We start from the raw sequence: 26,853 nt of genomic DNA, 5'->3' as shown, positions 1-26,853 counted from the left end.
TTGGTTGTGGTGACTTAATTATATCAAAGATGGACGATTCTTTTTTATATTTTCTGTAAAGAAAGAGGTTGCCCAAAAGTAGCTATTCAGCTACTTTTGGGACAACCTCTTTTTCACTTCGCATATTGAATACGCTTTTGCTGTTCAGCAATATGTAATTCCGGAGCATGGTGTTCTACTAACTGTAATAGCTCCTCGATTAACACTCCTAACTCCTGTATACTATACTCTGGTTTCCCTATTAACGTATTCGCCATACGCTCATATAAGTTTTCAGGCTTAATAATCATTCGTTCCACATTATATGGCATCCATTTAAACGCCGGGTGATGTACATACATTTTATTCAAACCAAATAAGACCCCAAATATATTTCTTTGTGCTTCACAAATAACATCATATAGCATAAGCCAGTCTTTTCGTTTTAAAAGTGCCTCTCGATTATGCCAGCGATTACTTAACCAAAGATTTTCTGAAATCATCCGTTTCGCTAGGTCTTCTGGATATGCCATCACCCTATCTTTTAATTCATTTACTTTCTCTTCCCCATACAAACTAACTCCATCATGCACGGATGATACGATACATTGTTTTTCATAACTTATATCATATTGAACCACCACATCCTCAATAACTTTCTCTACTGTTTCTGTTAAAAAGTTACTAATCTCTAATTTAATTCCTTCTTTCGTCAAATATGTTTCCGACCATTCTTCTTCCTCGTAAGGATGATATGACAAAATTGTTCCACCAATATAGTTAATAGGCCCTTTACGATCCTCATTCTCTGGTGGCATTGACCATAAAATATGTAGTTCTATATCTGAATGTTCATCTTCTAGCTTTCTAGCTACTGAGCCCGCTAAAATAATAGCCTCCACTTTCGGATTTTGCCTATAAATCTCCGACATTTCTATTGCTTTCTCTTTTAATCCCACTTCATTTCCCCCTATAATTGCAGCACATCTTTACTTTTTCATTTATCTATTTCGATATTAGCTTTTCAAATTCCTACTAGATCATATTTCTACCCAATAACGCTGAACAATTTCGCCTGTATGAGAAGAAACCACTTCATCTTCTAACACACCGCCAACCTTTTGAATTGTTTTAGCCGAAGCGATATTAACTTTATCGCAAGTTATTAGCACTTTCTTCAATCCTAATTTTTGCGCTTCACCCAATGCAAGTTTCAATTGTTTCGTCGCATAACCTTGGCGACGTTTATTTGGATGGACACTATATCCAATATGACCACTTTCCCGCAATAATTCTTCGTTTAACCGATGTCTAATATTCACACAACCTATAAGTTCCCCTTTTTCAACACTTAAAAATTGGCTAGACGGTACTCGATTATCTTGTAAGTTTTCTCCCACTTCTTGTATGCTCACTTTTTCAAACCATTCATCGAGAGAATCAAAATTTTGTAAAGAACTACTGCCGTGTGGTTGTTCTCCTGATTGTAAAAACGCATGTTTATATTCCATAATTTCTCCACTATATTCATGTGTTGGTTTTAATAGTTTCATTTTTATTCTCCCCCTCTTACAACCTAAAACAAACACCTTACTCGTAACAATTTCACGAGTAAGGTGTTTTTATCATTTTCATTCAAATAATCCCATACTCAAATAACGTTCCCCTGTATCAGGTGCAATACATAAAACTTTTTTACCAGCGCCTAATCGTTTCGCGATCATAATCGCTGCGTAAACAGAAGCTCCTGAAGACGGCCCAACTAATAAACCTTCTTGTCTTGCTAAGTTTCTCATTGTCGTTAAAGCCTCTTCGTCTGCAATTTGAATAATTTCGTTATACACCTCTGTATTTAAGTTCTTTGGGATAAACCCTGGACTTGTTCCTACTAGTTTATGAGGACCTGGAACACCTCCGGATAGTACGGGAGATCCTTTCGGTTCTACTACTGCGATATATAAGTTTGGTAGTTTCTCTTTTAACGTTTCCCCAGTCCCTGTAATCGTCCCACCAGTTCCAGCCGTTGCTACGAATGCATCAAGCTCACCATCCATTTGTTCATAAATTTCAAGGGCAGTCGTATAACGATGAACATTCGGATTTGCCGGATTTTCAAATTGTTGCGGAATAAAACTATTTGGAATTTGCTTTTGCAATTCTAACGCCTTCGCAATTGCTCCTGGCATTCTTTGTTCTGCCGGTGTTAAAACTACTTCTGCTCCGTATGCTTTTAATAAATTTATACGCTCTTTTGACATATTATCTGGCATAATTAAAATCGCTTTATATCCTTTTGCGGCTGCATTCATTGCTAAGCCTATTCCTGTATTTCCACTTGTCGGTTCAATAATTGTATCTCCTGGTTTGATGAGACCATTTTCTTCTGCAACGTGCAGTAAATTATAAGCAGCACGGTCTTTCACACTGCGTGATGGATTAAACATTTCTAGTTTTACATACACATCTGCTGCGTCTTCTGGAATAAATTTAGATAATCTGACGACAGGTGTATCTCCTATTAATTCTGTAATATTTTCACATAATTTCATAGTGCATCCCCTATTCTATCGTTTTCTTATCACTTGGTAATAACCAAGAAGTAAGTCCAATTAATGGTAGACAACTACATAGTAACATAATGAATTGAAGACTATATATGTCAGCTAATTTCCCAAGGACTACAGAACCTAAAGCGCCGAGTCCAAACGCAAGCCCTACAATTAATCCAGATACCATCCCTACTTTTCCAGGAACAAGTTCTTGTGCATATACAACAATTACACTAAAACTACTTGAACTAATAAAACCGATACATAAAAATAGCGGTACGACCCACACGAGTGAAACGTGAGGTAATAAAAGTGCAAGTGGCGCCGAACCTAGCATTGAAAATACAATAATTGTTTTCTTTCCAAATCGATCTGCTAATGGACCACCGAAGAAAGTTCCTAATACACCGGCAATCATAAATGCGAATACGAAATACTGGGCATTTTTTATAGATAAACCGTAATGCTCAATTAAGTAAAATTGATAAAAATTCCCGATACCAGCACCGTACCAAGAACGTACAAAAGTAAGAAAAACAAGAAGTATAATAACAAATTTAATATGTGTACTTACAATCGCATTTTCAGCCTCAAGTGCAGCCCTCTTTTTTCTCCTCACAGCACCAGTAGCTAATTCATTCCTATACCAATTTGATACGAAAATTAATAATACAATTCCTACCGCTGCAAAGGCTGTAAACCCTAAAGAACCAATTTGACCGAGCGGAACGAAAATTAACGCTGTAAAAATTGGAGCTAGGGAATTCCCGGTATTCCCCCCCACTTGATAAATCGCTTGTGCTAAACCTCGCTTCGCACCGGCTGCCATATAAGCAACCCGAGCCCCTTCTGGATGAAAGACTGCAGAACCTAATCCAATAAATAAAACAGAAATAATGACAACAATAAAGTTTGGTGCAAAAGCAAGCCCAATCATCCCAAGCATACTCGAAAACATACCGAGCGGTAATAAAAATGGTGACGGCTTCTTATCCGAATACATACCAAAAACTGGCTGCATAATCGATGACGTCATATTTAACGCGAACGCAATCCACCCTACTTGCATATAGGATAAATTCATCGTTTTTTCCAAAATAGGAAACAATGCCGGCACAACTGCTTGCATCGAATCATTTAAAAAATGACCGAAACTAATCGCAAATAATATTCGATATATTGTCGGTGTTTCTACTCTGTTTTTTTGCGAAACTGCCTGCATATATGAATCTCTCCTTCCTGTACAAAATATATATTTATTACAGTAAGTGTAATAAATTCTGACTTTTGAAACATTTCCATTCTATACTGGTTTCATTTCTTTTTCCAGAAATATCACTTTTCACATAATATATTTTTTCTATATGCTTTATCGGATTTATTTATAGAAATTTTCTATATTTTCTTTTATACTAAGGCAGAGATGAAGGGAAGGTTGACAAATATGAAGAAAAAAACAAAAGGGATCGTTGCACTCTCAATCACATTATCTATGTTTTTAACAGCATGTGGTCAAAAACAAGAGGCAACAACTACCGGAGAAAAGAAAAAAGCATCTTCAAAACAAGTATTAAACATTGTAGAAGCTGGGGAAATTTCTACACTTGATTCATCTATCGCAACCGATGGGTTTTCTTACGCTGCATTAAACAACGTAATGGAAGGATTATATATGCCTGGTCCTGACAATAAACCTGTTCCTGCAGCTGCTGAATCATACAAACTGAGTGAAGACGGAAAAACATATACATTTACATTACACGATTCAAAATGGTCAAATGGCGATCCAGTAACTGCTCATGATTTTGAATATGCATGGAAACGTGCCGTAAATCCAGAAACCGCTTCTGAATACGCACATATTATGTTCGATATTAAAAACGCAGAAAAAATAAATAAAAAAGAATTGCCAATTGACTCATTTGGTGTAAAAGCAATTGACGATAAAACATTAGAAGTACAGTTAGAACACCCTGTCCCATACTTTTTAGGTTTAATGGGATTTGCAACATTTTATCCTCAAAACAAAAAGGTTGTAGAAGCACAAGGGAAAAATTACGGACTTGAAGCTGCAAATGTAGTGTATAACGGACCTTTCCAATTAAGTGAATGGAAACATGATACAAGTTATAAAATGACGAAAAACCCGAACTACTGGGATAATAAAAATGTGAAATTAAATGAAATTAATGTACATATTGTAAAAGATACTTCAACAGCTGTTAATTTATTTGAAAGCAAACAAGTAGACCGTATTACGATAAATTCAGAGTTTGTTGATAAATATCAAAAAGATCCTAGCTTAAAGAAAATGGAACGTCCTTCTGTGACGTTTTTCCGATTTAGTCAAAAGAATACTTTATTAGCAAACAAAAATGCTCGTAAAGCTATTTCTCTTGCTTTTGATAAACAAGGAATCGCAACAACGATTTTAAACAATGGTTCTATACCTGCGAATGCATTCGTTCCAAAAGGATTCGTAAAAGGACCTGACAATAAAGATTTTCGCAGTACAAGTAATGTTAAAGTAGAAACAAATGTGAAAGAAGCTAAAACACTATGGGAAACTGCGAAAAAAGAAACAAATTTACAAAACGCTTCTCTTTCAATTATAACAACTGATGAATCTAACGATAAAAAAATTAGTGAGTTTTTAAAAGGTGAATTAGAGAAAAACTTACCTGGATTAAAAATTACATTACAACCACTTCCAGTAAAGGCATTTTTAGATCGTGAAGGAAATGGTGATTTTGAAATTTCACTTTCTACTTGGGGACCAGATTATCCTGATCCTACAACATTTTTAAATATGTTTGTCACAGACGGACCATTTAATAAGATGAGTTATTCAAACAAACAATACGACGAATTAATTGAAAAAACGAGCTCTACTTTAGTAACTGACTTACCAGCACGTTGGAAAGCGTTCCAAGATGCTGAGAAAATCTTACTTGAAGATGATGCAGCTATCGCTCCAATCTTCCAATCAGGACTTGTATATTTAGAACGTCCAACAGTAAAAGGTGTTGTTGTTCGTCCATTTGCAGGAATTTATTCTTATAAGTGGGCCTCTATTATAGAATAAGAAAAAGGCGGTCCTAAAACATATTAGGATCGCCTTTTTTATTAAATTGCAAAACGCTTATACTTTTCGTAATCGCTCGTCTTACATTCTACTTCTAGTTTCGTACCTTCGTTTTCATAACTCGTAGATAGAACGTGCGCATGATTATTGAAATAAGAAACTACCTGTCCTTGATCATATGGAATTAACATTTCACACTTCGTATACTCTTTATAGATGTGTGAGCGAATCATTTTTACAAGTTCTTCAATTCCAACGTGTTTCTTCGCTGATAAATAAACACGGTCTTCTTGTACTTTCGGAATTTCAACATCTACCATATCTGATTTGTTATAAGCATAGATTGTTGGGATATTTTCTACTCCAATTTTCTTTAACGTTTCATTTGTAATATCAATTAACTGTTCATAATTTGGATTTGCGTAATCTACAACATGAATCAGTAAGTCTGCTTCCGCTACCTCTTCTAATGTTGAACGGAATGCTTTCACAAGATGATGCGGTAATTTACTTACAAATCCAACTGTATCTGTTAATAAGAATGATTTATTATCTGGTAAATCAATATTTCGCACCGATGTTTCTAACGTCGCGAATAACATATCTTTTTCAAATACTTGTTTTTCTTCTGTACCATTGTAAATTTCAAGCATCGCATTCATCGTCGTTGATTTTCCTGCGTTCGTATAACCTACTAATGCTACAACAGGAATTTCATTTTTCTTACGTTGTTTTCGCTGCGTTTGACGCTGCGCAACAAGAGCTTCTAAATCTTTATTTAAAACTGAAATTTGTTCTTCAATTTTACGACGATCCAACTCTAATTTCTTCTCACCGACACCTTTATTTTTCGTACCAACACCGCCGCTCTGTCTTCCTAACGACTCACGAAGACCAATTAAACGAGGCATCATATACTGAAGGTGGGCCACCTCTACTTGCAGCTGCGCTTCCTTCGTTTTCGCACGTTGCGCAAAAATATCTAAAATTAATATGGTACGGTCAATTACTTTACAATCTAAATCCGCTTCTAAATTTCGAATTTGCGAAGGAGATAATTCGTCATTAAAGATGACCATATTTGCATCTACTTCATTTACATAGGCTGCTACTTCTTCAATCTTTCCTTTTCCAATATAATGGGATGGATTTACACGTTGCAAATTTTGCGTCACTTGTCCAATTACCTCTACATCACAAGCTTCTGCAAGATTCGTTAGCTCTTCCATCGAATATGCAAAATCATCCTCATTACCTAAATTCACTCCAACTAAAACTGCTCTTTGTAATAATTCTTCCATATATTTATTCCTCCATTTCGATTACGTAAAATAAAAAACACAGGTCGCTGCCTGTGTTTTCGTAAACGGATAAGGGTTCACCAAAGAAATAGAAGAAAGTTGTGCTTTCATCCTATCTCATAGTTAAAAAGTCCCAAGATCGTATACGTATCCACTATAAGTGTTCACCTACACAATCCCATTCTATTTATAAAGGCAAAACAAAAAGAGGGCGTATTCGTCCCTCCCTCTTTTTCACATATAAGCTTAATAAAGGGTTCCTTTAAAATAGGCAGACCAATCCCGTTCACTCTGCACACAGACAGAGCCTTTGAGCGCTATTCAATTATTGGCACAAAGTATTGAGACGTAATCTGATTAAGATCAAAGGAAGCCCCTCCGTTCATTTTAAGTTACATAAAGTGTAGCATAAGTAATTCGCTTTCACAAGATTAAACCACCTATAGAAACAGAAAGAAAATCTTTATATATTTACTTTAATCGTCATTTTTTGCGAGTTCTTCTCACAACAAAAACAATGATTAATAATAGACAAATGGAAATGATAGCAACTTGCCACCAACTGAAACCGCTCACCATCTCCCCTTTTAAATCCACTTTCTTCGTTGGAACAGACTCTTTTGCAATTTGACTTAAAGCCACTTTGTCCGCCCCTGCCTCATCTAATCTCTTCGTTCTACTACAACTATTTGTGTGTAATTGTTTTTCCAATCCTCTTTGAGAAGAATATACTAAGTACTCTCCTCCTTTCACAAAGTGAAATACACAATCACCACCATTTGTATATACAATAATTTGCGAAGAATTTGTCCCTTTCCAAATTTTCTTCACTTCAAATAATACTTCAATTCCAACCCCTTCTTTCCTTCCAACCTCAATTACTTTTCCCTCAAACACTACATCATTTTTTTGAAGTGCCTCTTCTGCTGATACGTTAATACAATCACAAGCATAAGATTTCTCTGAAAAAATAATAAAAATAAAGCTACACATAATGACAAAAGGTAACATACGTAAAATTGTTTTCAAGGAGCTCAACTCACTTCATTATCAATTTTAGAAACTTCTCGTATATTATTTTTACAACACTCGCTAAATTCCTTCATAGTAAGCTAAGTCGTTCAATACACTAAAAATCTATATTGACATTTTTATAACCTGATATTAGTATCAGGTTATAAAATAAAGTTAGGAGCTGTTCCTATGAATTCTAAATCCCGTATTACTGCAATTGGCACTCATGTTCCAAATCAAATATTATCTAATAATGATTTAGAAAAAATGATCGATACGAATGATGAATGGATTGTACAAAGAACAGGAATGAAGGAAAGAAGAATCGCTAGCGAAGATGAATACTCCTCAAACTTAGCCATTAAAGCAGTTGAAAATTTATGTACAACATATAAGAAAAACTTAGAAGATGTCGACTGTATCATTGTCGCTACTACTACTGCTGATTACGTTTTCCCTAGTGTTGCTTGCCAAATACAACAATACTTCAACATACCTCATACAATGGCATTTGATTTAAATGCCACTTGCGCTGGTTTCACATATGGCTTGCACGTCGGTAATAGCTTGATTACTTCTGGATCACATAAAAAAGTACTTGTCGTAGCGACAGAGACATTATCAAAAGTTACTGATTACACCGATAGAACGACCTGCATTTTATTTGGCGATGGTGCTGGCGCTATTTTATTAGAAAGAGATGAAAACAAATCGAGCTTTATTGCTGCTCATATGGGCACAAATGGTGACGGCGGAATTCATCTATATAGAACAAACTTATCTACTACTATGAATGACACCCCACTGCAAACAAATGAAAAAATCGTTCAAAATGGAAAAGAAGTATATAAATGGGCAACACGTACGGTGCCAGCAGGTATAAAAGAACTATTACATACTGCAAATATGCAAAAAGATGATATAGACTGGCTCATTCCTCATAGCGCTAACTTACGCATGATTGAATCTATTTGTGAAAAATCTCAAATTCCAATACAAAAAACATTAACGAGCGTGGAATATATGGGGAATACATCTTCTGTCTCTATTCCACTCGCTCTAGATTTAGCTAGAAAAGAAGGGAAATTAAATAACGGAGACACACTTTTACTATACGGATTTGGGGGCGGTCTTACACATTTAGGTCTTATTGTGGAGTGGAATTTAATTTAAGTTTATAAAAAGAGGTTCTAGTTAGTAACTAGAACCTCACTTCAATTTCGTTATCCTTTTCGAGACCATATCACAACAGGAATAAGCATGAAAGCTAAAACCCCTCCAGCTAATGATAATGCCGCATAACTTGAATTCGCCACTACCATACCTGACATCGCTCCGCCTGAAGCTCCAGCTAGCGCAATAAACACATCTATCTTCCCTTGTGTTTTTGCACGTGTGGAAGGTATAGTTGCATCAACAATTTGAGCAGTACCACTGATTAAACCGAGGTTCCACCCTAATCCAAGTAAAGACAAAGCAACGATTATTAGTATTAAAGAATCACTCGGCGCTATCGCAGCTATGACACCTGCTGCTAATAAAATTACTCCGCCAGCTATACTCATCGTAGTTCTTCCAATTTTATCAATTAGCATTCCCGTAACGAGAGATGGAAGGTACATTGCACCTACATGAAAACCAATTACAAGACCTACTGCACTTAAAGCGTGACCGTGGTGCCCCATATGAACTGGAGTCATCGTCATAATGGCAACCATCACAATTTGCGTAAGTATCATTACGATAGCTCCCACAGTAATGCCTCGTTTGTTTTCTGTCGCTTCTTCTATTACTGGTTGCCCTTTATATGTATGCTCTTGTTTATATGTTTCTATCATATTAGCAACAAGTAACGGATCTGGACGAAGCATAACAAATAGGACAAGACCAGCCAGTATAAATGCCGCTGCTGATAATATGAACGGACCAGCCAGTTCAGGAATTCCAATTGAATGAGCAAACCTTCCCATTACACCTACTAAATTCGGACCTGCGACTGCACCAAAAGTCGTCATTACCATAGTAATACTAACAGAAGTTGCTCGTTGCTTCTTATCTGCTAAATCCGTTCCAGCATAACGCGCTTGTAAATTTGTAGCTGTGCCCGCGCCATATATGAGTAAAGAAACTAGTAAAAGAATAATACTATTTATTAAAGCTGCCATCACAACTCCAATAGCCCCTAACCCGCCTACTATAAAACCTCCTGCAAGCCCTACGCGGCGACCATACTTTTGCGATAACTTCCCAACAAAGAAAGCCGCTATCGCAGATCCCATCGTAAACATAGCAGCCGGTAAACCTGCAAATGCATCTGTCCCAAGCATTTGCTGCGCAAGAAGTGCACCTACTGTAATCCCAGCAGCCAACCCAGCTCCGCCGAACATTTGTGAAATGCTTACGATTAGTAACGTTCGTTTATATAATTTTTTTTGTTCTTCTTCTGTATACATATGATTACTTATTAAAGTTCCCGCCTCATCTAACAAGTTCTCATCCTCCCTTTGAAATAAAATCCCCTTGTTAATGTACTATGTTTTCCATTACATATACAACGACATTTTCTATTCGTTCTTTTCATTCTAAACACTTGCTAACCATAGACTACTTATCTCATGCTATATTAAAAATACTACTATTTACAATATGCAAGGAGAAAACAATGAAAAAAAACCTAGAATTATGTGAGGCTTGCAAACAAAAACCAGTACATAAAATAGAAGAATCCGGTGAAGCAAATCAATCACAAAACTTTTTAGTTATGAATGGCAGCGTACAAATTCATGAAAATAGACTGGATGAATACGTAGACTTCATTAATACAAATAACTTTACCGATGTTTACATTAATGATCTTAGGTATAGTTTAAATCATATTAACTTTCTAGAACGCTGCCCGCAAATTGAAAGCTTACATATTAGTAGTACATGTATTACTGACTACTCATCATTATATAATTTAAAAAACTTAAAATCTTTAGCACTAGAAGAATCACAAGTTCCACTAAACTTAACAGCACTAGAAAGCTATACAAATTTGGAGGAACTTTACATACAGTGGAATAAAAACATTACAGGATTCGAATCTTGTCCTAATTTAAAAGAACTATACATTTGGAAATACAAACCGAAACAAAAAAACCTTGAAGAATTAATGTCTTTACAAAAACTTGAAAAACTAAGCATTACACAAGGGAATATTAACTCATTAAAGGGATGTAGCGCATTCCCAAAATTAAAGCATTTAGAAATCAATTATTTAAGAAATTTAGAACATATTGATGAAATTGAACACAACGCTTCAACTTTAACATACATCGAATTCAATAATTGCAGTAAAATGAAAAACCACGACTATTTACGTTATTTAACAGAGATAGAAACAGTCATTCTATCAAGTTGTGGTAACATACAAAATCTACAATTCGTTAAAGAGCTACCTAAATTAAAGCTTTTAAGCTTCTTGGATTCTACAATTGTAGACGGCAATTTAGAACCTTGCGTCGGAATTGACTTTATTGGCTTTAATAATAAGAAGCATTATACTCATAAGTTTAATGAATTAAACAAAGATCATAAATCCACTCTAGTATAATAAAAAAACTATCCCATAAATATACTTATGGGATAGCCCTATTCATACCGCATATACAGGTCTTTTACTATTTAACTCCTGCATCTTGCACAGATTCAATTCCTTCCGTCTTACCCTCTTTCATCTCATAATAATACGAAGGTAATTCTATATTATGTTCTACAAGGTAATCCTCAATTAATGAAATAATCACTTTCAACGTTTTCAAACGAGCGTATAATTTATCGTTACTCGCGATAATTTGCCATTTCGCATTTGGCCTATTTGTTTTTTCAAACATTTCTTCCATTGCTTCAACATACTCGTCCCATTTTTCACGGTTACGCCAATCTTCATCTGTAATTTTCCATCTTTTTAAAGGATTGTTCTCTCTATCTTTAAACCTCTTTAATTGTTCATCTTTACTAATATGATAGAAAAACTTCCCGATTATATAATGATCATCTGTTAGTAGTTTTTCAAAATCATTAATCTCGTCATAGGCTCTCGTCCACTCTTCCTTTGTAGCAAAACCTTCAACCCGCTCAACTAACACACGGCCGTACCATGAGCGATCAAAAATAGTAATTTGCCCGTACTGAGGAAGTTTACGCCAGAAACGTTGCAAGTAATGGTATCGTTTTTCATGAGGTGCTGGTGCTCCAATTGGATTTACTTGAAACCCACGCGGATCAAGGTGTTCCGTCACTCGTTTAATCGCCCCGCCTTTTCCAGCCGCATCCCAGCCTTCCATAACGAGCATAACTGCGATTTTTTCTTCTTTTACTATTTGCTGCAACGCTAATAAGCGCCTTTGATATTTTTCAAGTTTCTTATTGTACTTAGATTTCGATTCAATTCTTTTCGTTACATTTACTTTAGCAAGATGTACATTTTCCATAAAACAAATCCCCCTTGTTGTATGACACTGTTATTTTAACATATCCATTGGGATTTTTTTCAAATTAAAATTTTTTTCGAAAAACAATCTCTACTTTTTTATATCGATAAATTAACTTCACCAATATAACTTTTAAGCACACCTATTATTAATTACAAAAACAAAAAAGGAGACTATGCAAAAAAATCTCTACACAGTTTCCTTTTTTAAGATATATGTCGCTTACTTAGAAAGACTAACAATAAAAATAGGAACTCGATCGATTCATCATACTACAAACGAATAACAGGCGGAATACCTCCTTCTGGTAAAAAATAAGCAAATACTGTAAATCCAATGATTAACATTGAAAATAATGTTATTATAATTCCACCTGGTAATGTTAGAAAAAGAGTATTCGGCCTTCTCTTCATAGAGAAAATCATCGAGTATACCCCCAGAAGAAGACTTATTATAGCAATAGTCACATAAACAACTACTGCATACCATGGATTGAGTTCTAATAAAACACCAGAAATAAATATATACAAAAATAATAATTGTAGAAAAATACTGCTTCCCATACTTACGAGTTCTTTCAATATATCTTCCCCCCCCCTAAATCGAATGGTATATTATCTCAAAAAGAGAAGAAAATAACAAACAAATTCATTAAAGAATGGGAGCTCTCAAAAAATGAAACGAAAAATATTAACTCTCTTTACGCTTATATGCTTAGCACTACCAATACAAGCTAGTGCATACACATTTCAATCACTACCAATTGCATCAAAGTCTAAACAATGGTATATCGAAATTGATAAATCTCATAACGTAAACAAGCAAGCAATCCAGCCAAAACAAGGTGTATTTGATACATATAGTTTACTCGTAAAAAACATTGGTCATGATGTATCAAACGTATCCGTGGAAATACTTGATAACAATCCTACCTCTAAAGCTACCTTTAAACCTACTACACCTAATGAAAATATTTCTAAAAGTCATACAAGCTTTGACTACATGGTATTCCCATTAGACTTTAATAGCCATAATTTTAAAGTTGTGATTACTTGGGAAGAAAAGAACTTTTCTTACAACGGCCATCCAGTAAATGAAAGTAAAAAACTGAAACAAACATTTGTATTTAATGAAGAGTAAGCCCTAATTTAATTAGGGCTTACTCTTCATTTACAAAACCAGTTTGAATGGCTTCTGTCACTTCTTTTGTGATGTCCAGTTTTGTTGCATCGGTGCTAATTTTCTTATGCCAAATATGCACGGAAGGCTTTTCGTTACAAAAATGTTTTATTAATACTAGTTGATTATATGCTAGCTTATTTTCTCTATGGGTAGCAATATAGACTGTGAAATTTTTTGCTTCAAAGATCTTTTCCTGCAAAGTATATTGGTTGTCCCATTCCTTTGCGACTATATCGTTCAAATTTTTTATAAGCATATAAGTCGTTCCCACCTTCCCTTATATCATCAATCAAATCTTCGAATACTCGGCACACATAATGCTACTCCAATTGTTACAAGTACTAAAATAGCTAGTGTTACAATCGTTATCTCGCCACCTATGACAGTAGCTAACCATCCTACAACTACATAACCTAGTGGCAATAAAGCAAATGAACCTAACATATCAAGGCTTGCCACTCTTCCAAATGCTTCTTCTGGCACGAGCTCTTGTAAACTCGTTTCCCAAATGAGTCCAAATATCATCATACCGAACCCTTCAATTGCCATTAATACAATTAAAACAGGTGCCCAAGTAATGAACGGCATTATTAAAAGCGCACAACCACTTATTAAAACACCACCATAGGCAAGTATTCCCCGCTTATACCACCGTTCTCTCCCGCCGAATATTAGCGCAGCAACTACAGCTCCAACACCAGAGGATGCCATTCCTAATCCATACACATATGCTTCAAAATGATGATGAACATTAAATAACCATGGAATTAATACGACGATAATTCCTGCATAACAAATATTGATGAAAGAAAAGACTAAAATTGTAATCCATAGCCACGGATGACTTTTTAAAACAAAAACACCTTCCATAAACTCTTGTTTATAATCGACTTTTTTCTTTTCAATAGGTTTTACTTTTTTAAACTTTATTTCTCTTAAAAATAATAAACAAAAAAATGATAGCAAATATGTTACTGCATCTAGTCCAAACCCTATTCCGGCAGATGCAACTGAAACGATCAATCCTCCAAGAGCCGGTCCAATTAGTCGTATACCTTGATTGCTCATTTGCGTTAATGAATTAGCTGCATTTCGAATTTTTGGTACAAATACTTTCGCTCTTACAGCAGCATATGCTGGCTGAAATATCCCTTCCATAAGTCCATATAATGCTACAAGTACATATAGAAGTGGAATTGTTAATACATCCATAAATATAAGTATTGCAAGTAATAGCATTAATACGCAGCGAATTATATCTGTAAATAACATTACTTTCACCCGATCCATTCGATCTACTACTAATCCAGCAAACGGTAACGCAAGAATATTAGGAAGCATGTACATTGCCATAGTCATTCCCATTACAACTGTTGAACCAGTTAATGAATACACAACGACTGGCAAAATAACCATCGTTATCGAACTACCTAAAGTCGAAAGCAATTGCCCAACCCATAAAAATTTAAAATGTGGTGACGCTTTAACTGGCAATAGCAATTTATCGATATAACTTAAACTTTTCTCTGTTGGTATTTCTCCTTGCATATACCTCTCCTCTTTTCAAATTAAGTTAACAATAAAAAACAGAAAATTCAATCTTCAACACTTTTAATTATATATGAAACGGTTTAATTATTGGTAAAAACATAAAAAAGAAACTCATACTGAATCTAAAAATATTACATGTTAAATATAAATAAAAAAGGTGTTTTCATAAGTGAAAACACCTTTTTTATTTATAATTTTAAGTTCTTCTTCAATGTCCAATATTTTTCTTGCGCATTTTCAAATGAAAATTCTACCCAGCCATTTGGATCTTCACGATATACATTTACTTTTGTACCATTTTCTAGTTTTCCAACTTCATTTTGTGTCACATTTGGTACACTCTTAATTGGATTGTTAAACGGGAATGGAACTTGATAGTAAGATCCTACCGATTGGACAGTAGCTTTTGCATCTTTTGCATAATCTGTATAAGGAATCGCTTCACTTAATACTTCTACATTTAATGTATTAGGGTTTTTCGGTAGTCGTTTTGCATTTTGGTAATCTGCTTTATTAAAAGGCTTAATGCGTTCCATGATATTAGCGATTTTCCCAGCCCATGCTGTATCTGTTGAATACATAACATTCATTGCTGGCAATGTGTAACCTTTGAAATATCTTGCACCATCTTCTAAGTAGTTCTTTTTTACATAATCAGCGTTATATGAAATACTTAGTCCGTATGACGGTAAATATTTTGCATATGCAAATGGATCACGATCATATGCTCTTAAACCAAATAAATTATGTTTACGATATGCAATTTCTGATTTACCGTAACCAGATTCTAAAATTGCATGTGCAGCTAAGTATAGTGCATTCACACCATACTCATTTTGCGCTTTAATAAAGTCTTGTCCAATTCCAACTAACGGGCTATCTGGATGGAATCTTTGAATATAATTATCAATCTCTTGCGCTGTTACGTTAGATGGTAATGTCACATCTAGATTAATATATGAAGGCTGTTCAGCAGGAACATCCTTTTTAATTTGCATCGCTCTATATAACAATTGTGCATAGCTTTCACGTGTTAATACACCTGATGGATCAAATCCTCCAAGCTCATTCCCTATTGACACACCATTAGATTGCAATGCACTAATTGCTTCTTTTGCCCACCAATATGATGCATCTATATCATTAAATGTATGTGGTGCTTTTACTTCTAATTTAAATGCTCTTTGCAAAATAACAGACATCTCCGCACGCGTTAACGAGTCTTTCGGCCTAAACGTCCCTTTACCATCACCTACGAAAATCCCCATATCTGTTAATGCTAAAATTTCTTTTGGGAACATTGTCGTTCCTGCACTAATATCAGAGTATGGATTTTTATAATCACTTTTTGCTTCTGGTTTTAATGCGCGATACATTAATGCTGCTACTTGCTCACGAGTTACAACATCTCCGAAGCCAAATTTACCATTATCGTAACCTGCAATAATCCCTTTTGACGTTAAATCAGTAATTGCTTCAAGTGCCCAATGATTTTTTGGAACGTCTGGAAATTCTTTTGTAGATGCAAACGAAGTTGCTGGAGCCATCACTACTTGAAGCGCGACTGTCACTGCTAACACATTAGAAATAACTTTTTTCATAAATTTTTTAACACGTTTTTTATATGCTTGTCCCGTGTTAACTTGCCTCCCTTTATCATATAATTTTCCCTATTAAACTAACAAACTCTTAAATAGTCAACAGTAAAAGTATACGTGATAAAAATAAACTAATCTACCATTATTTTATTTATAATTAACATAATACGATATATCTTTTTATTCCAATACAAAATTACACAAACTTACATAAAAAGCCCACCTCTTTATAGAAGATGAGCTTATCAATCAACATTATTATTTCGTTAAACGAGATTTTGAAACATCAAAACCTTTCCACTCATAATAATCTAAAATACCGGCAAAAATTGCTTCAGCAGCTACTTGTCTTCCAGATTCTGAAGCTAACTTCTCATAATCCGCGCTGTTATCTAAAAATGCTAGCTCCGTTAATACTGCTGGCATTTCATTTTCTCTTAGTACATAAAAATCTTCTGGTTTTACACCACGATCTCTTGTATCTAGAGCTTTAACTAATCTCTTTTGTATTTTATTAGCTAACATATAACTATCTTTTTCACGTTCAGTTAATTCTTTCTTTTCAGATCCTTTATAATAAAAAGTTTCTGTTCCATATCCATCATGTTTTTGAGAAGCATTTGCATGGATACTTACAAAAATATCTCCATTATGTTCCTTTGCGAAATCCACACGCTTTTTAAGGTCTTCTCCTTGTTTTTCATCAAGGCGAATATCTGTTTCACGTGTTAACATCACGCGGAATGGAGTTTGTTTCTCTATTAAACTTTGCAATCTTTTAGATGTATCTAATACAATATCACTTTCATGTAATCCTTGTGTCGCTTTCCCAGGATCTGTTCCTCCATGACCAGGATCAATAATAACTACCTTTTCTACTAAAGGATTACCTATTTTTAGCGAGTCCGTCTTTGCAATAAACTTCGCTGCTTCTGCTTTCGTTACAGTTTTATTAGGTAACCACTCTGTTTTATTTACACCTTGTGAAATATCTAATTCTACTAAAATGTTGGCCTTATCTTTCCCCCAACTATCATTTAAATCTGCAAATTTTGTTTGTACTGGTTGTTTTACTTTTGCCTCTAATTTATATGCTTCAACAAGCATCGCTGCCATTGAAACTCGGTCAATTTTCCCAGTTGGATCGAATACGCCCGCTCCTTTCCCCTTAACAACGCCAGCTTTTTCTACAGCTGCGATGAATGGAGTATACCATTGGTTTTGAGAATCACCGAAAGATGGTTTAGCGTTTGTATCAATTTGTAAGTTTAAAATTTTAGCCATCATTGTAGCTGCTTCGGCACGAGTGATTTCTTTTCCTGGCTCAAACATTCCTTTTTCGTTACCTGTAACTGCACCTTTCTCTACTAAATAGTAAATAGAATCTTCTGCCCAATGTTTAGCTGGGACATCTGGAAATTTTTTTGTTTGTGCGAAACTACTAGATGAATAAGATAATATACTAGCTGCGATTAAGCCTGCTGCGATTATTCTATTTTTCATAGAATATATTCCCCTCTCAAGTACAATGTATTTATATAACAGACTAATTATAGTTCTGAAAATTAGTAATAATCAATTGTAATTTGTATAATTTTGTATTATTATTGTATTTTTTGTCATATTTAACTATAGTTAAAAATTATAAGGTTTTATAAGGGGAGAGGTTCGAATGAGCAACAATTGGAAAAATATAGAACACCGTATTTACACGATGTGTATGATTCAGCGGGATAACGAAGTACTGCTAATACAGCGCCCCGATCATCTAGGCTTCCCTGGCTACATCGCTCCTGGCGGAAAAGTAGATTTTCCAGAAAGTATCGTTCACGCTGCTAAACGGGAAGTAAAAGAAGAAACTGGATTACTTGTTTCAAATTGAAGTTTTAAGGGATTAGATGAATATGTAAATCCGAAAGAAAATGTTCGCTATATGGTATTCAATTATTGGACAGACTCATTTGAAGGCGAACTTCTTATGAATCCTCCAGAGGGCGAATTATTATGGGTGCCAATGGATACAGCATTAAATCTTCCTATGCAAAATTGGTTTAAAGAGAGATTCCCATTATTTTTTGAAAAAGGTACGTTTGAAATTCAACGTGTTTGGGATCGCGATTTAGATAAACAAGTTGCTATGACCCTTACCCATACGTAAAAAAGCTTGGAATCCCTCCAAGCTTTTCTTACTTCTCCTCCATTTTCTTAATCTCATAATCAATTTCTAAAAACTTAACTCCGAATATCCACATTCTATGTTTTGCTACTAATATTTGATCCTTGTTCTCTTTAATAATAAAAGTTTCTGCTAACGGTAAACGGATTGTAAAGAAACGAGTATGTATATAGATCCCCTCATCTCCCTTACCATTTCTTCTCAGCTTACTAGTAATAATTAAATTATTATTATCATTACGTAATTTTAAAACCCCCGTCATATTCGAATATGGTAGAGGCAATGCGATATTCATATATGTCTCATTCTTATACGTATGTTTTGAGTAAAGAGCTACAAAAATAGATGCTCCTGCTTCATTTTTCCTTAACCAAGCTCTTACATTCTCCCTTCCATCCTTCTCATCCATTATCCCTATGATAGAGCCGTGCATCGTTTCCCACTTTCCGCCCATTCCTAAATGTATTTGTCCTACACGCTTACTCATTTTCTCATAACAAAATGCAAACGGGCGGAACCAGCGAGTCCATTTAATATGCGATTGTAATTCATACTCTGTTGTATTTTCATAAAAACGAATAATACTTACAGGAATCTTGGCCCTATCAAATATCCCACTATGGAAATCATTCATTTTATCAACTAAACCTTTGTATTCCTTGCTATCTATTACATTTCTGTTATGTAAAAATGCTTCACCAACTGTCGCCTCTCCTCTTAATCTGCTCATTGGTTTCCCGTAATATTTATAGTTCGGAACACTCTTTTCAATCATCCAGCCGACAAATGCCGGCAACGCTACTCCAATTCCATTCACAACACCGTGGATCCAAACCATTTGAGCAATTGTAATCGTCATTACATGTTTCAAATTCCCATACGAATATATAAGTGAAAACATAATTGTTACCATGAGTGTACTAGACGATATGATTAGGAGGATTTTTGCGCTGATAGCATTAAATTTCGCCCGCCAAACATAAATTCCATACCCATAAATCGCACATAAATATAGGAACACTGCAAAAAATTCAAATACCCTTGAGTGCGTAATTCCAATCGCAACTGTCATCGGTGAAATGACTATAATAAACATAATTGCATCATATACTTTACTGCTCTTTTCTCTCTTCCGCCCTATTAAACCAGCCGATAACGGCAATAGAAATGCCGAATAATGAAAGTGTGCAGCTGTGAGTAAAACAATGTCAGAACTAAAGTGCATAATGGAAAGCTTTGCTACTGAGGCAAAAAACCAGAAACCACCTAAAAACAAATAAATAAACGCACTATCGATTGCCGTTTCTTCTAACGGTTTCCATCCTCTTTCTAGTAATCTACTCACACCAAATAACGCGACAATTCCTGTATATACAAACCAAAATAGCGCAAAAAAATAGTGACTTGTTACGAAAGCTAGCATTGCACTAATTGCTGCGATTGGATATAAAAACGATACAAATTCATAAAAGAATACATATGATCCATTTCTTGTTTTCTTATCAATGATGCTAAATGACATCGGTATAAATAACAACATAGATAATAAAATAATTGCTTCCACTGGGTTTATATTTGACCACTCACATATTAGAAAAATAATATAACAAACAAGTCCAACTATTATATTTTTCATATTATTTATTTCCTCTCCACAAACGTTCCCTTATATGAAAATAATGAACCAATTAACGGATTGCGTACTTGAACATGAATTCGAAAGCATTGTTGTGTTTCATCATAACTTTCTACAATGTTGGCCTCACCGTATAAGAATCTAGGTAGTGGAACTTTTCTTCCAAACATGTAAAACCATTGTTTCTTTGAAGAAATATGCATTGCCCCTAACTCATCAATATGAAAATTCAATGTAGAGACGAGTAAATGTGGTTCACCAAAATAATCTACAATTTCATTTTCATCAAGTTTCATTACCGCATTAAAATACCTTTTCTTATTATGAAAATAAAAAGTACGATTCCACCGCACAAGTTCATGTCCATGTTCATCACGCTCAGCGGTATTATGTATTGTAAATGGCACTCCCTTACCTCTCTCAGAGAAAAACATTCGAAACTTCGATGCAATTTTTAATATGAATTTTACGAAAAAAGAACCACCGTAAATTTCATCCATCTTTCCTTCTCCAATAAAGCTATTTTCTTCTGTAATCTCATAACGTTTCTGTAATTTCGGATGAAGTTTTTTATAAGAATTCCCTAATAATCTTTCATACATATTAGCCATACATTATCCCTTTCTCTTCCTCTTGCAATTTTTCGCACTTGGCAAATTCGTACTATTTATATAACCGACAATCGATAATCCAATTAGAAGTAGATTTAACGTAATTGGATTAAACGGCTCTGTAAAGCTTGCGATATTCGTAAATCCTGCTGCTATCGTTAAGGCTATTAACATAAAAATATGTACGACAAATACTTTTCGTTTTGGAAATGGTAACAGCCATAGGACACCAAAAATAATTTCTAGTAATCCAATTATTTTAAGTACAAAAACACTATGTTCAGTTGAACCAACCATCACCGATAGCATTTTTACTTCTTCTGAATGAGTAAACACTAGTTTCGGTACTATTCCTTGATACATCCATACGAAAGCAAATAAAAAACATACGAGCCAATACGTCATTGTTCTTCTAATGAGCAATCTAGGATGAAGTCCCTTTTCTAACCATAATTTTAAAGCGTCAAAACTCCAAGCAGTCGCCCAGCCTAATAACGGCCGAAACATATAGCAATCTATTACATTCCCTATACGACCAAACCTCGTATCATAATCATATTGTGTCTCAAAATGAATGTGTTCTTTACACGGTGTATACTTCCAATAACCACGCCCTATTTGAATAAGAGATAATGTATTATCCGTCCAAAACTTTAAAGAAGAAATTCTTTCACCCGTTTTTTTTCTTATTTCACCTATCGATTCCCCTTCCCCAGCTATTTCAAGTCCAAATCCGATTTTTGTTTTATATAAAAATTTCTGTGGTTCTCCTTCTTTTTTCTCTAAATATGAAATTTCAGTAAAGCGAGCATCCCATTCTGTATGTATATGTGGTTCTTGCGTATATTCCCATAATTTCTCCATTGTTGTGTTCATTTCTGCTGAAACATAAATAGGCTTTTTCCCTTTCATTCTTCCACCTCCAATGAACTATAATTTTAATGTACATGTAATAAATTTATTTTGCTACATTTTTCACAAACTTCCTCATAAAAAAATAGAATTTTTAAAATATATATAAAACACTTGATTCCTCGAAAAATTTAAATTATTATAAAACAAATGTTACCAACAACTTCATAAATCAAACACTCTCGCCTAAAACGTGAGATAGAGGTTGCGATACTTATGAGTATTCTAATGGAGACACAGAGATGTCTATGAAATTAGATGAAAGGAAGTATTGCCGAAATCGATATATTTCTCTGTATGTATCGATTGGGGCTGTTTTCGAATAGAAACAGAACTGTCATATGTACAGACGTGTACGTATGAAGAGCTATCTACAAAAAAGAGATATCATTTTTATGGTATTCCTTTTTTGGCGGTTTTTTTATTAGCTCCGTTTTCTGTTTCCCTTTTCCTGTAACAGCACCATCCTCACTTATTTGAGATGGTGTTTTTTGTTTTTCTCTGGTAACTACAGGAATATTGGGATTTATATATGTCCTAATCTATTCTTAAAAATGGATGAAAGAAGGAATTCGTAATGGAAACGATTGTACAAAAATTTGGTGGCACTTCTGTCGGAAGCGTTGAACGCATTCAACATGTAGCAAATTTAATTATTGAAGAATATGAAAGAGGACATAGTATCGTCACTGTCGTTTCGGCAATGGGAAAAAGTACAGATGAACTTGTCGCACTCGCTAACGCGATTACAGAAAATCCGAGTAAACGCGAAATGGATATGCTTCTATCAACAGGAGAGCAAGTGACTATTTCATTATTAACGATGGCACTACAAGCAAAAGGTTATAACGCAATTTCATTAACAGGATGGCAAGCTGGTATTACGACAGAATCTGTACATAATAGTGCACGGATTACTGACATTCATACAGATCGAATTCAATCTTATCTTGCTGAAGGTACGATTGTTATCGTAGCTGGCTTCCAAGGCGTTAGTGAAAACCATGAAATTACAACGCTTGGACGAGGTGGTTCTGATACAACTGCTGTTGCATTAGCTGCTGCACTGAACGCAAAAAAATGTGATATTTACACAGATGTGACCGGCGTATATACGACAGATCCACGAGTTGTAAAAGATGCTTATAAATTAGATGAAATTTCTTATGACGAAATGTTAGAACTTGCAAACCTCGGTGCTGGTGTATTACACCCACGTGCTGTTGAGTTTGCTAAAAATCATAATGTCATTTTAGAAGTTCGCTCAAGTATGGAACAAGAAAATGGAACAATTGTAAAAGGAGAATGTAACATGGAACAACAATCAATCGTTAAAGGTATTGCATTTGAAGATAATATTACACGCATCACAGTGAAAGGATTGGAACAAGGCTCGCTTTCAACTGTTTTCTCTACATTAGCAGCGGCACATATTAATGTAGATATCATCATTCAAAGTATCACAAATGAAGGAACTGTTCACCTCTCCTTCTCCATCCATTCTAATGATTTAAGAGAAACATTAGAAGTATTGGAACAAAATCAAGAGGTACTTCACTATGAATCAGTAGAATATGAAAATCATTTAGCAAAAGTATCAATTGTAGGATCTGGTATGGTCTCTAATCCAGGTGTTGCTGCGAATATGTTCACTACTTTAAAAGAAGAAGATATTCATATTAAAATGGTAAGTACATCAGAAATTAAAGTGTCTGTCGTTATTGACCGCCTTCATTTAGTGACAGGTGTTGAGGCGCTGCATCAATCATTTATGGCGAAAATTGAGCCTTTAGTGCAGATGATCTAATTTTATATGTTCAGTAACACATATAAAAAAATCATATTAATCTACTTCCTTCCTAATTAAACAAAAGCTGTTCGTTAACAAGATGCTATATGACATAAAAAAAACACCTTGTCACATTTTCCTATACTGTGACAAGGTGTTTTTGAATGAAAGGAATTTGTAACTACTTAGTAGTATAATTATGAGGATGATTAAATAATAAACTTTTATACATAAGGAGATAAGACTATGGCAAAAAACAAATTACTACGAATGGATAATGTCAGCATCGTTGTAGAATCTCTTGATAACGCAATCTCTTTCTTCGAGGAGATTGGCTTGAACCTCGAAGGACGAGCCACTGTCGAAGGTGAATGGGCTGGTCGCGTAACCGGACTTGGTTCTCAGTGCGTGGAAATTGCTATGATGGTAACACCAGATGGCCATAGCCGAATTGAACTTTCGCGATTTCTCACACCACCTACTATTGCAGATCATCGAACAGCTCCTGTAAATGCCCTCGGATATTTGCGCGTCATGTTCACTGTTGAGGACATTGACGAAATGGTATCGAGACTTACTAAGCATGGTGCTCAGCTCATTGGCGAAATAGTTCAGTACGAGGACTCGTATCGACTCTGCTATATTCGTGGAACGGAAGGCATTTTAATCGGTTTAGCGGAAGAACTCGGTAACAAATAAGTAATGTTTTACTGAATGAAAAATATTTGAAAGAAATTCATTCTTAATAAAGCTTAGATTTTCAACCCCGTCCTAACTTTAGAACGGGGTTATGCTTGTTTGGACTTTTTAACATACTATCAACATCTCAAAATTACCATAAAACAATTCAGTTACTTGTTATAATCTTTCCTAGGAAATATAACTGACTCTTCTCACTTCTTATCATATATATCTTTTCTTTTGAAAAACGATTTGAACTCATTCAACATAACTTTCTTTACGTCAGAATAAAAAACCATCATGAATAATGCTATTCCTAATAATATCTCTTGCATTCCTTCATAATCTACGAAAGCACTCACAATTAGCAAACCAAACCCAATATAAAAACCAAACTCATTCTCTTTCTCAAAATCCTCATCTTCATCAATATGTATTTTCTCTTTAAAGCTTTCGTTTCCTTTTATTAATTCATCTAGCGTGACATTATACATTTCGCTAAGCAAAATTAAATTATCAATATCCGGACAGCTTTTATCATGTTCCCACTTACCCCGCTTTAACAGGCAGTAAATCTCATCAAAGCTTTTAAGCACAATCAAGGCAGCCAGATGCGATTAACTGCCTATAAAAGCCCGATTGGTTCAACTAATAATCAGTAGGATAAATCGCCCACTGATTAAAGTTTCACTTTATACACTGCTTGCCTTGTCACACCAATTTTCTTAGCAACATCTTCCTGTGAAAATCCTTGTGACTCTCGTAATCTTTTAAGTTGTTGTCCTAAGCTCATAACGTCGCCTCCTTTAACAAATTATTACATAAAAGGTTCCAAAAAAGAAAGAAACCATTAGTAAAACTCACTGTAAACCATTCGTTTACACAGTAAAAAAAGAGAGAATAGCTCTATATTTAAGCTATTCTCTCTCTTCTATTAAAATAGATGAATGTTTTCCTTCTTGCAAGCTTCACGTAAATCGTCAGGCCATACAGAAGATTGAACTTCACCGATATGTGCTTTACGTAAGAAGTACATGCACATTCTTGATTGTCCAATACCACCGCCAATTGTTAATGGTAGTACGTCTTCTAAAATACCTTTATGGAAATCATACTCACGTTTGAAGTCTTCACCTGTTTTCGTTAACTGCTCATCAAGTGATTTACTATCAACACGAATTCCCATTGATGATAATTCGAATGAAGATTGTAATACTGGGTGCCAGAATAAAATATCACCGTTTAATTTCCAATCATCATAATCAGCTGCGCGTCCATCATGCTTTTCACCTGAACGAAGTGCATCACCAATTCCGATAATGAAGACAGCACCGTGTTCTTTTGCAATTGCATGTTCACGATCTTTCGGTGTTAATTCTGGATATTTATCTTCTAATTCTTGAGAAGTAACGAAAACAATTTCTTCCGGTAAATACTTTCCAAGGAACGGATATTTTTCAAATAAGTGATCTTCTAAATCTTTGAATATTCCATAAATTGTTTGTACTGTTTTTTGTAAGTATTCAACAGTTCGCCATTCTTTTTGAACGATTTTTTCCCAATCCCATTGGTCAACATAAATGGAATGCGTTGCATCAAGTTCTTCATCACGACGAATCGCGTTCATGTTTGTATATAAACCTTCACCAGCTTCATATCCGTATTCATGTAATGCAAATCGTTTCCATTTCGCTAGTGAATGAACAATTTCTAATTCTTCTCCTGAATGTAACATATCAAATTCAATTGGACGTTCTACACCGTTTAGGTGATCGTTTAATCCTGATTTTTTCGTTACGAATAATGGTGCAGATACGCGGAATAGTTCAAGGCGTTTTGCTAATTGGTCCTCGAAAAATGTTTTAACTTCCTTAATTGCGATTTGAGTCTCTCTTACTGTCATTAATGATTGATACATGGTGGTTTCCTCCTAAAATGTTTGGATGTTGTGAAAAGAAGCCAACAAAAAAAGCCCTTCTTTCCCAAAAAACTGGGACGAAAGGCTTTGGTTCCGCGGTACCACCCAAATTAGCAACAGAGGTTGCTCACTTATACAATACGGAGATGAAATATCTCGATACTGTTCTTCTTGTAACGGCGAAGTTCCCGGCTAAGTCTACTTTCCTATAAAGGATTTCGGTTAGCAACTCCAGGAGGTTCTTCATAATAGGCTTCGTATCAGGCTCACACCACCCCTGACTCGCTTAAACTACGTCCTACTACTACTCGTCCTTTCATAGTCGTTTGTTGTCACATCTCTGAAACATTTTATTAATGATTATTCTATACAAAAAATAAAGAAAGTCAACAAAAA

At 34.9% G+C, this 26,853-nt stretch carries 24 protein-coding genes, 2 pseudogenes, 1 riboswitch and 1 other annotated feature; of the genes and pseudogenes, 7 read left to right on the top strand and 19 right to left on the bottom strand.

Annotated elements, in window-relative coordinates:
* Positions 1-113 precede the first annotated feature (113 nt).
* The 4 genes from ACTFSI_RS09210 to ACTFSI_RS09195 all read right to left on the bottom strand — a co-directional run bounded on the left by ACTFSI_RS09210 (position 114) and on the right by ACTFSI_RS09195 (position 3,750).
* Positions 114-938: a DUF4037 domain-containing protein gene (locus ACTFSI_RS09210; RefSeq protein WP_138322184.1), complete on the bottom strand. Its 825-nt coding sequence runs from the start codon at positions 936-938 to the stop codon at positions 114-116.
* An 81-nt stretch (positions 939-1,019) separates the two neighbouring features.
* Positions 1,020-1,532 carry a GNAT family N-acetyltransferase gene (locus ACTFSI_RS09205; RefSeq protein ID WP_440045347.1) on the bottom strand — a complete coding sequence of 171 codons (513 nt, stop codon included), beginning with the start codon at positions 1,530-1,532 and terminating at the stop codon, positions 1,020-1,022.
* A gap of 78 nt (positions 1,533-1,610) precedes the next feature.
* On the bottom strand, positions 1,611-2,528 hold the full coding sequence (gene cysK / locus ACTFSI_RS09200; protein ID WP_044790461.1) for a cysteine synthase A: 918 nt from the start codon (positions 2,526-2,528) through the stop codon (positions 1,611-1,613).
* Between the two features lie 10 nt (positions 2,529-2,538).
* Entirely contained in the window at positions 2,539-3,750 is a 1,212-nt protein-coding gene (locus ACTFSI_RS09195; protein WP_277617014.1) for an MFS transporter, read from the bottom strand.
* Between the two features lie 222 nt (positions 3,751-3,972).
* On the opposite strand from ACTFSI_RS09195, the gene ACTFSI_RS09190 reads away from it, so the two are divergent.
* Positions 3,973-5,613, top strand: a complete 1,641-nt coding sequence (locus ACTFSI_RS09190; protein WP_098227768.1) for a peptide ABC transporter substrate-binding protein — start codon at positions 3,973-3,975, stop codon at positions 5,611-5,613.
* Positions 5,614-5,654: 41 nt separating this feature from the next.
* Here the strand turns inward: ACTFSI_RS09190 and hflX are convergent, their stop codons facing one another.
* Together hflX and ACTFSI_RS09180 are read right to left on the bottom strand one after the other, a co-directional pair.
* Positions 5,655-6,914 (bottom strand): GTPase HflX, encoded by a 1,260-nt coding sequence (gene hflX, locus ACTFSI_RS09185; protein WP_071722928.1) that lies wholly within the window; start codon positions 6,912-6,914, stop codon positions 5,655-5,657.
* A gap of 483 nt (positions 6,915-7,397) precedes the next feature.
* On the bottom strand, positions 7,398-7,943 hold the full coding sequence (locus ACTFSI_RS09180; protein WP_270363806.1) for a cobalamin biosynthesis protein CbiN: 546 nt from the start codon (positions 7,941-7,943) through the stop codon (positions 7,398-7,400).
* 174 nt (positions 7,944-8,117) lie between these two features.
* Between ACTFSI_RS09180 and ACTFSI_RS09175 the strand changes: the two genes are divergently transcribed.
* The gene (locus ACTFSI_RS09175) at positions 8,118-9,101 is read left to right on the top strand and encodes a ketoacyl-ACP synthase III (RefSeq protein WP_440045346.1); all 984 of its coding nucleotides are present in this window, start codon (positions 8,118-8,120) and stop codon (positions 9,099-9,101) included.
* A 50-nt stretch (positions 9,102-9,151) separates the two neighbouring features.
* Here ACTFSI_RS09175 and ACTFSI_RS09170 read toward each other — a convergent pair whose 3' ends face one another.
* Positions 9,152-10,417, bottom strand: coding sequence for an MFS transporter (locus ACTFSI_RS09170; RefSeq protein WP_440045345.1), 1,266 nt, complete (start codon positions 10,415-10,417; stop codon positions 9,152-9,154).
* Positions 10,418-10,674: 257 nt separating this feature from the next.
* Between ACTFSI_RS09170 and ACTFSI_RS09165 the strand changes: the two are divergent.
* Positions 10,675-11,523 (top strand): annotated as a pseudogene (locus ACTFSI_RS09165) (hypothetical protein); the annotation flags it as partial.
* 67 nt (positions 11,524-11,590) lie between these two features.
* Here the strand turns inward: ACTFSI_RS09165 and ACTFSI_RS09160 are convergent.
* On the bottom strand, positions 11,591-12,403 hold the full coding sequence (locus ACTFSI_RS09160; protein ID WP_440045344.1) for a polyphosphate kinase 2 family protein: 813 nt from the start codon (positions 12,401-12,403) through the stop codon (positions 11,591-11,593).
* A 272-nt stretch (positions 12,404-12,675) separates the two neighbouring features.
* Positions 12,676-12,984: a hypothetical protein gene (locus ACTFSI_RS09155; RefSeq protein WP_000661601.1), complete on the bottom strand. Its 309-nt coding sequence runs from the start codon at positions 12,982-12,984 to the stop codon at positions 12,676-12,678.
* 94 nt (positions 12,985-13,078) lie between these two features.
* Here ACTFSI_RS09155 and ACTFSI_RS09150 point away from each other — a divergent pair, with 94 nt between their 5' ends.
* Positions 13,079-13,543 (top strand): hypothetical protein, encoded by a 465-nt coding sequence (locus ACTFSI_RS09150; RefSeq protein WP_000823325.1) that lies wholly within the window; start codon positions 13,079-13,081, stop codon positions 13,541-13,543.
* Between the two features lie 19 nt (positions 13,544-13,562).
* Here ACTFSI_RS09150 and ACTFSI_RS09145 read toward each other — a convergent pair whose 3' ends face one another.
* The 4 genes from ACTFSI_RS09145 to ACTFSI_RS09130 form a co-directional block, all read right to left on the bottom strand.
* Positions 13,563-13,841: a hypothetical protein gene (locus ACTFSI_RS09145; protein WP_000905834.1), complete on the bottom strand. Its 279-nt coding sequence runs from the start codon at positions 13,839-13,841 to the stop codon at positions 13,563-13,565.
* A gap of 29 nt (positions 13,842-13,870) precedes the next feature.
* Positions 13,871-15,133, bottom strand: a complete 1,263-nt coding sequence (locus tag ACTFSI_RS09140) for an MFS transporter (RefSeq protein WP_440045343.1) — start codon at positions 15,131-15,133, stop codon at positions 13,871-13,873.
* Positions 15,134-15,324: 191 nt separating this feature from the next.
* Positions 15,325-16,737, bottom strand: coding sequence for an S-layer homology domain-containing protein (locus ACTFSI_RS09135; RefSeq protein ID WP_044790472.1), 1,413 nt, complete (start codon positions 16,735-16,737; stop codon positions 15,325-15,327).
* A 255-nt stretch (positions 16,738-16,992) separates the two neighbouring features.
* Positions 16,993-18,237: an N-acetylmuramoyl-L-alanine amidase gene (locus tag ACTFSI_RS09130; protein WP_138322196.1), complete on the bottom strand. Its 1,245-nt coding sequence runs from the start codon at positions 18,235-18,237 to the stop codon at positions 16,993-16,995.
* A gap of 169 nt (positions 18,238-18,406) precedes the next feature.
* On the opposite strand from ACTFSI_RS09130, the pseudogene ACTFSI_RS09125 reads away from it, so the two are divergent.
* Positions 18,407-18,892 (top strand): annotated as a pseudogene (locus ACTFSI_RS09125) (8-oxo-dGTP diphosphatase).
* 28 nt (positions 18,893-18,920) lie between these two features.
* Here ACTFSI_RS09125 and ACTFSI_RS09120 read toward each other — a convergent pair.
* Genes ACTFSI_RS09120 through ACTFSI_RS09110 form a run of 3 tightly spaced genes read right to left on the bottom strand, consistent with a single transcriptional unit; the run spans position 18,921 to position 22,069 of the window.
* The gene (locus ACTFSI_RS09120; protein ID WP_440045342.1) at positions 18,921-20,546 is read right to left on the bottom strand and encodes a YndJ family protein; all 1,626 of its coding nucleotides are present in this window, start codon (positions 20,544-20,546) and stop codon (positions 18,921-18,923) included.
* 5 nt (positions 20,547-20,551) lie between these two features.
* Positions 20,552-21,157, bottom strand: coding sequence for a DUF4166 domain-containing protein (locus ACTFSI_RS09115; RefSeq protein WP_113760084.1), 606 nt, complete (start codon positions 21,155-21,157; stop codon positions 20,552-20,554).
* A 3-nt stretch (positions 21,158-21,160) separates the two neighbouring features.
* Positions 21,161-22,069 carry a DoxX-like family protein gene (locus ACTFSI_RS09110; RefSeq protein ID WP_113760085.1) on the bottom strand — a complete coding sequence of 303 codons (909 nt, stop codon included), beginning with the start codon at positions 22,067-22,069 and terminating at the stop codon, positions 21,161-21,163.
* Between the two features lie 191 nt (positions 22,070-22,260).
* Positions 22,261-22,447: riboswitch (Lysine riboswitch) on the top strand.
* A 199-nt stretch (positions 22,448-22,646) separates the two neighbouring features.
* On the opposite strand from ACTFSI_RS09110, the gene ACTFSI_RS09105 reads away from it, so the two are divergent.
* Together ACTFSI_RS09105 and ACTFSI_RS09100 are read left to right on the top strand one after the other, a co-directional pair.
* Complete coding sequence (locus ACTFSI_RS09105) at positions 22,647-23,876, top strand: aspartate kinase (RefSeq protein WP_440045341.1); 1,230 nt, start codon at positions 22,647-22,649, stop codon at positions 23,874-23,876.
* A gap of 228 nt (positions 23,877-24,104) precedes the next feature.
* The gene (locus ACTFSI_RS09100; RefSeq protein WP_440045340.1) at positions 24,105-24,557 is read left to right on the top strand and encodes a VOC family protein; all 453 of its coding nucleotides are present in this window, start codon (positions 24,105-24,107) and stop codon (positions 24,555-24,557) included.
* Positions 24,558-24,751: 194 nt separating this feature from the next.
* Here the strand turns inward: ACTFSI_RS09100 and ACTFSI_RS09095 are convergent, their stop codons facing one another.
* From ACTFSI_RS09095 to asnA, 3 genes are all read right to left on the bottom strand, one after another.
* Complete coding sequence (locus ACTFSI_RS09095) at positions 24,752-25,135, bottom strand: helix-turn-helix domain-containing protein (protein WP_044790481.1); 384 nt, start codon at positions 25,133-25,135, stop codon at positions 24,752-24,754.
* An 83-nt stretch (positions 25,136-25,218) separates the two neighbouring features.
* A complete protein-coding gene (locus tag ACTFSI_RS09090; RefSeq protein WP_000052042.1) occupies positions 25,219-25,332 on the bottom strand; it encodes a helix-turn-helix transcriptional regulator in 114 nt (37 codons plus the stop codon).
* A gap of 141 nt (positions 25,333-25,473) precedes the next feature.
* Positions 25,474-26,457: an aspartate--ammonia ligase gene (gene asnA / locus ACTFSI_RS09085; RefSeq protein WP_000284917.1), complete on the bottom strand. Its 984-nt coding sequence runs from the start codon at positions 26,455-26,457 to the stop codon at positions 25,474-25,476.
* A 70-nt stretch (positions 26,458-26,527) separates the two neighbouring features.
* Positions 26,528-26,786: a binding site (T-box leader), on the bottom strand.
* Positions 26,787-26,853 lie beyond the last annotated feature (67 nt).

Origin of the sequence: Bacillus cereus group sp. MYBK101-2 (assembly GCF_051918845.1) — a bacterium.
GTDB classification, from domain to species: Bacteria; Bacillota; Bacilli; order Bacillales; family Bacillaceae_G; genus Bacillus_A; species Bacillus_A paranthracis.
This window is presented reverse-complemented; position numbering and strand designations above follow the sequence as displayed.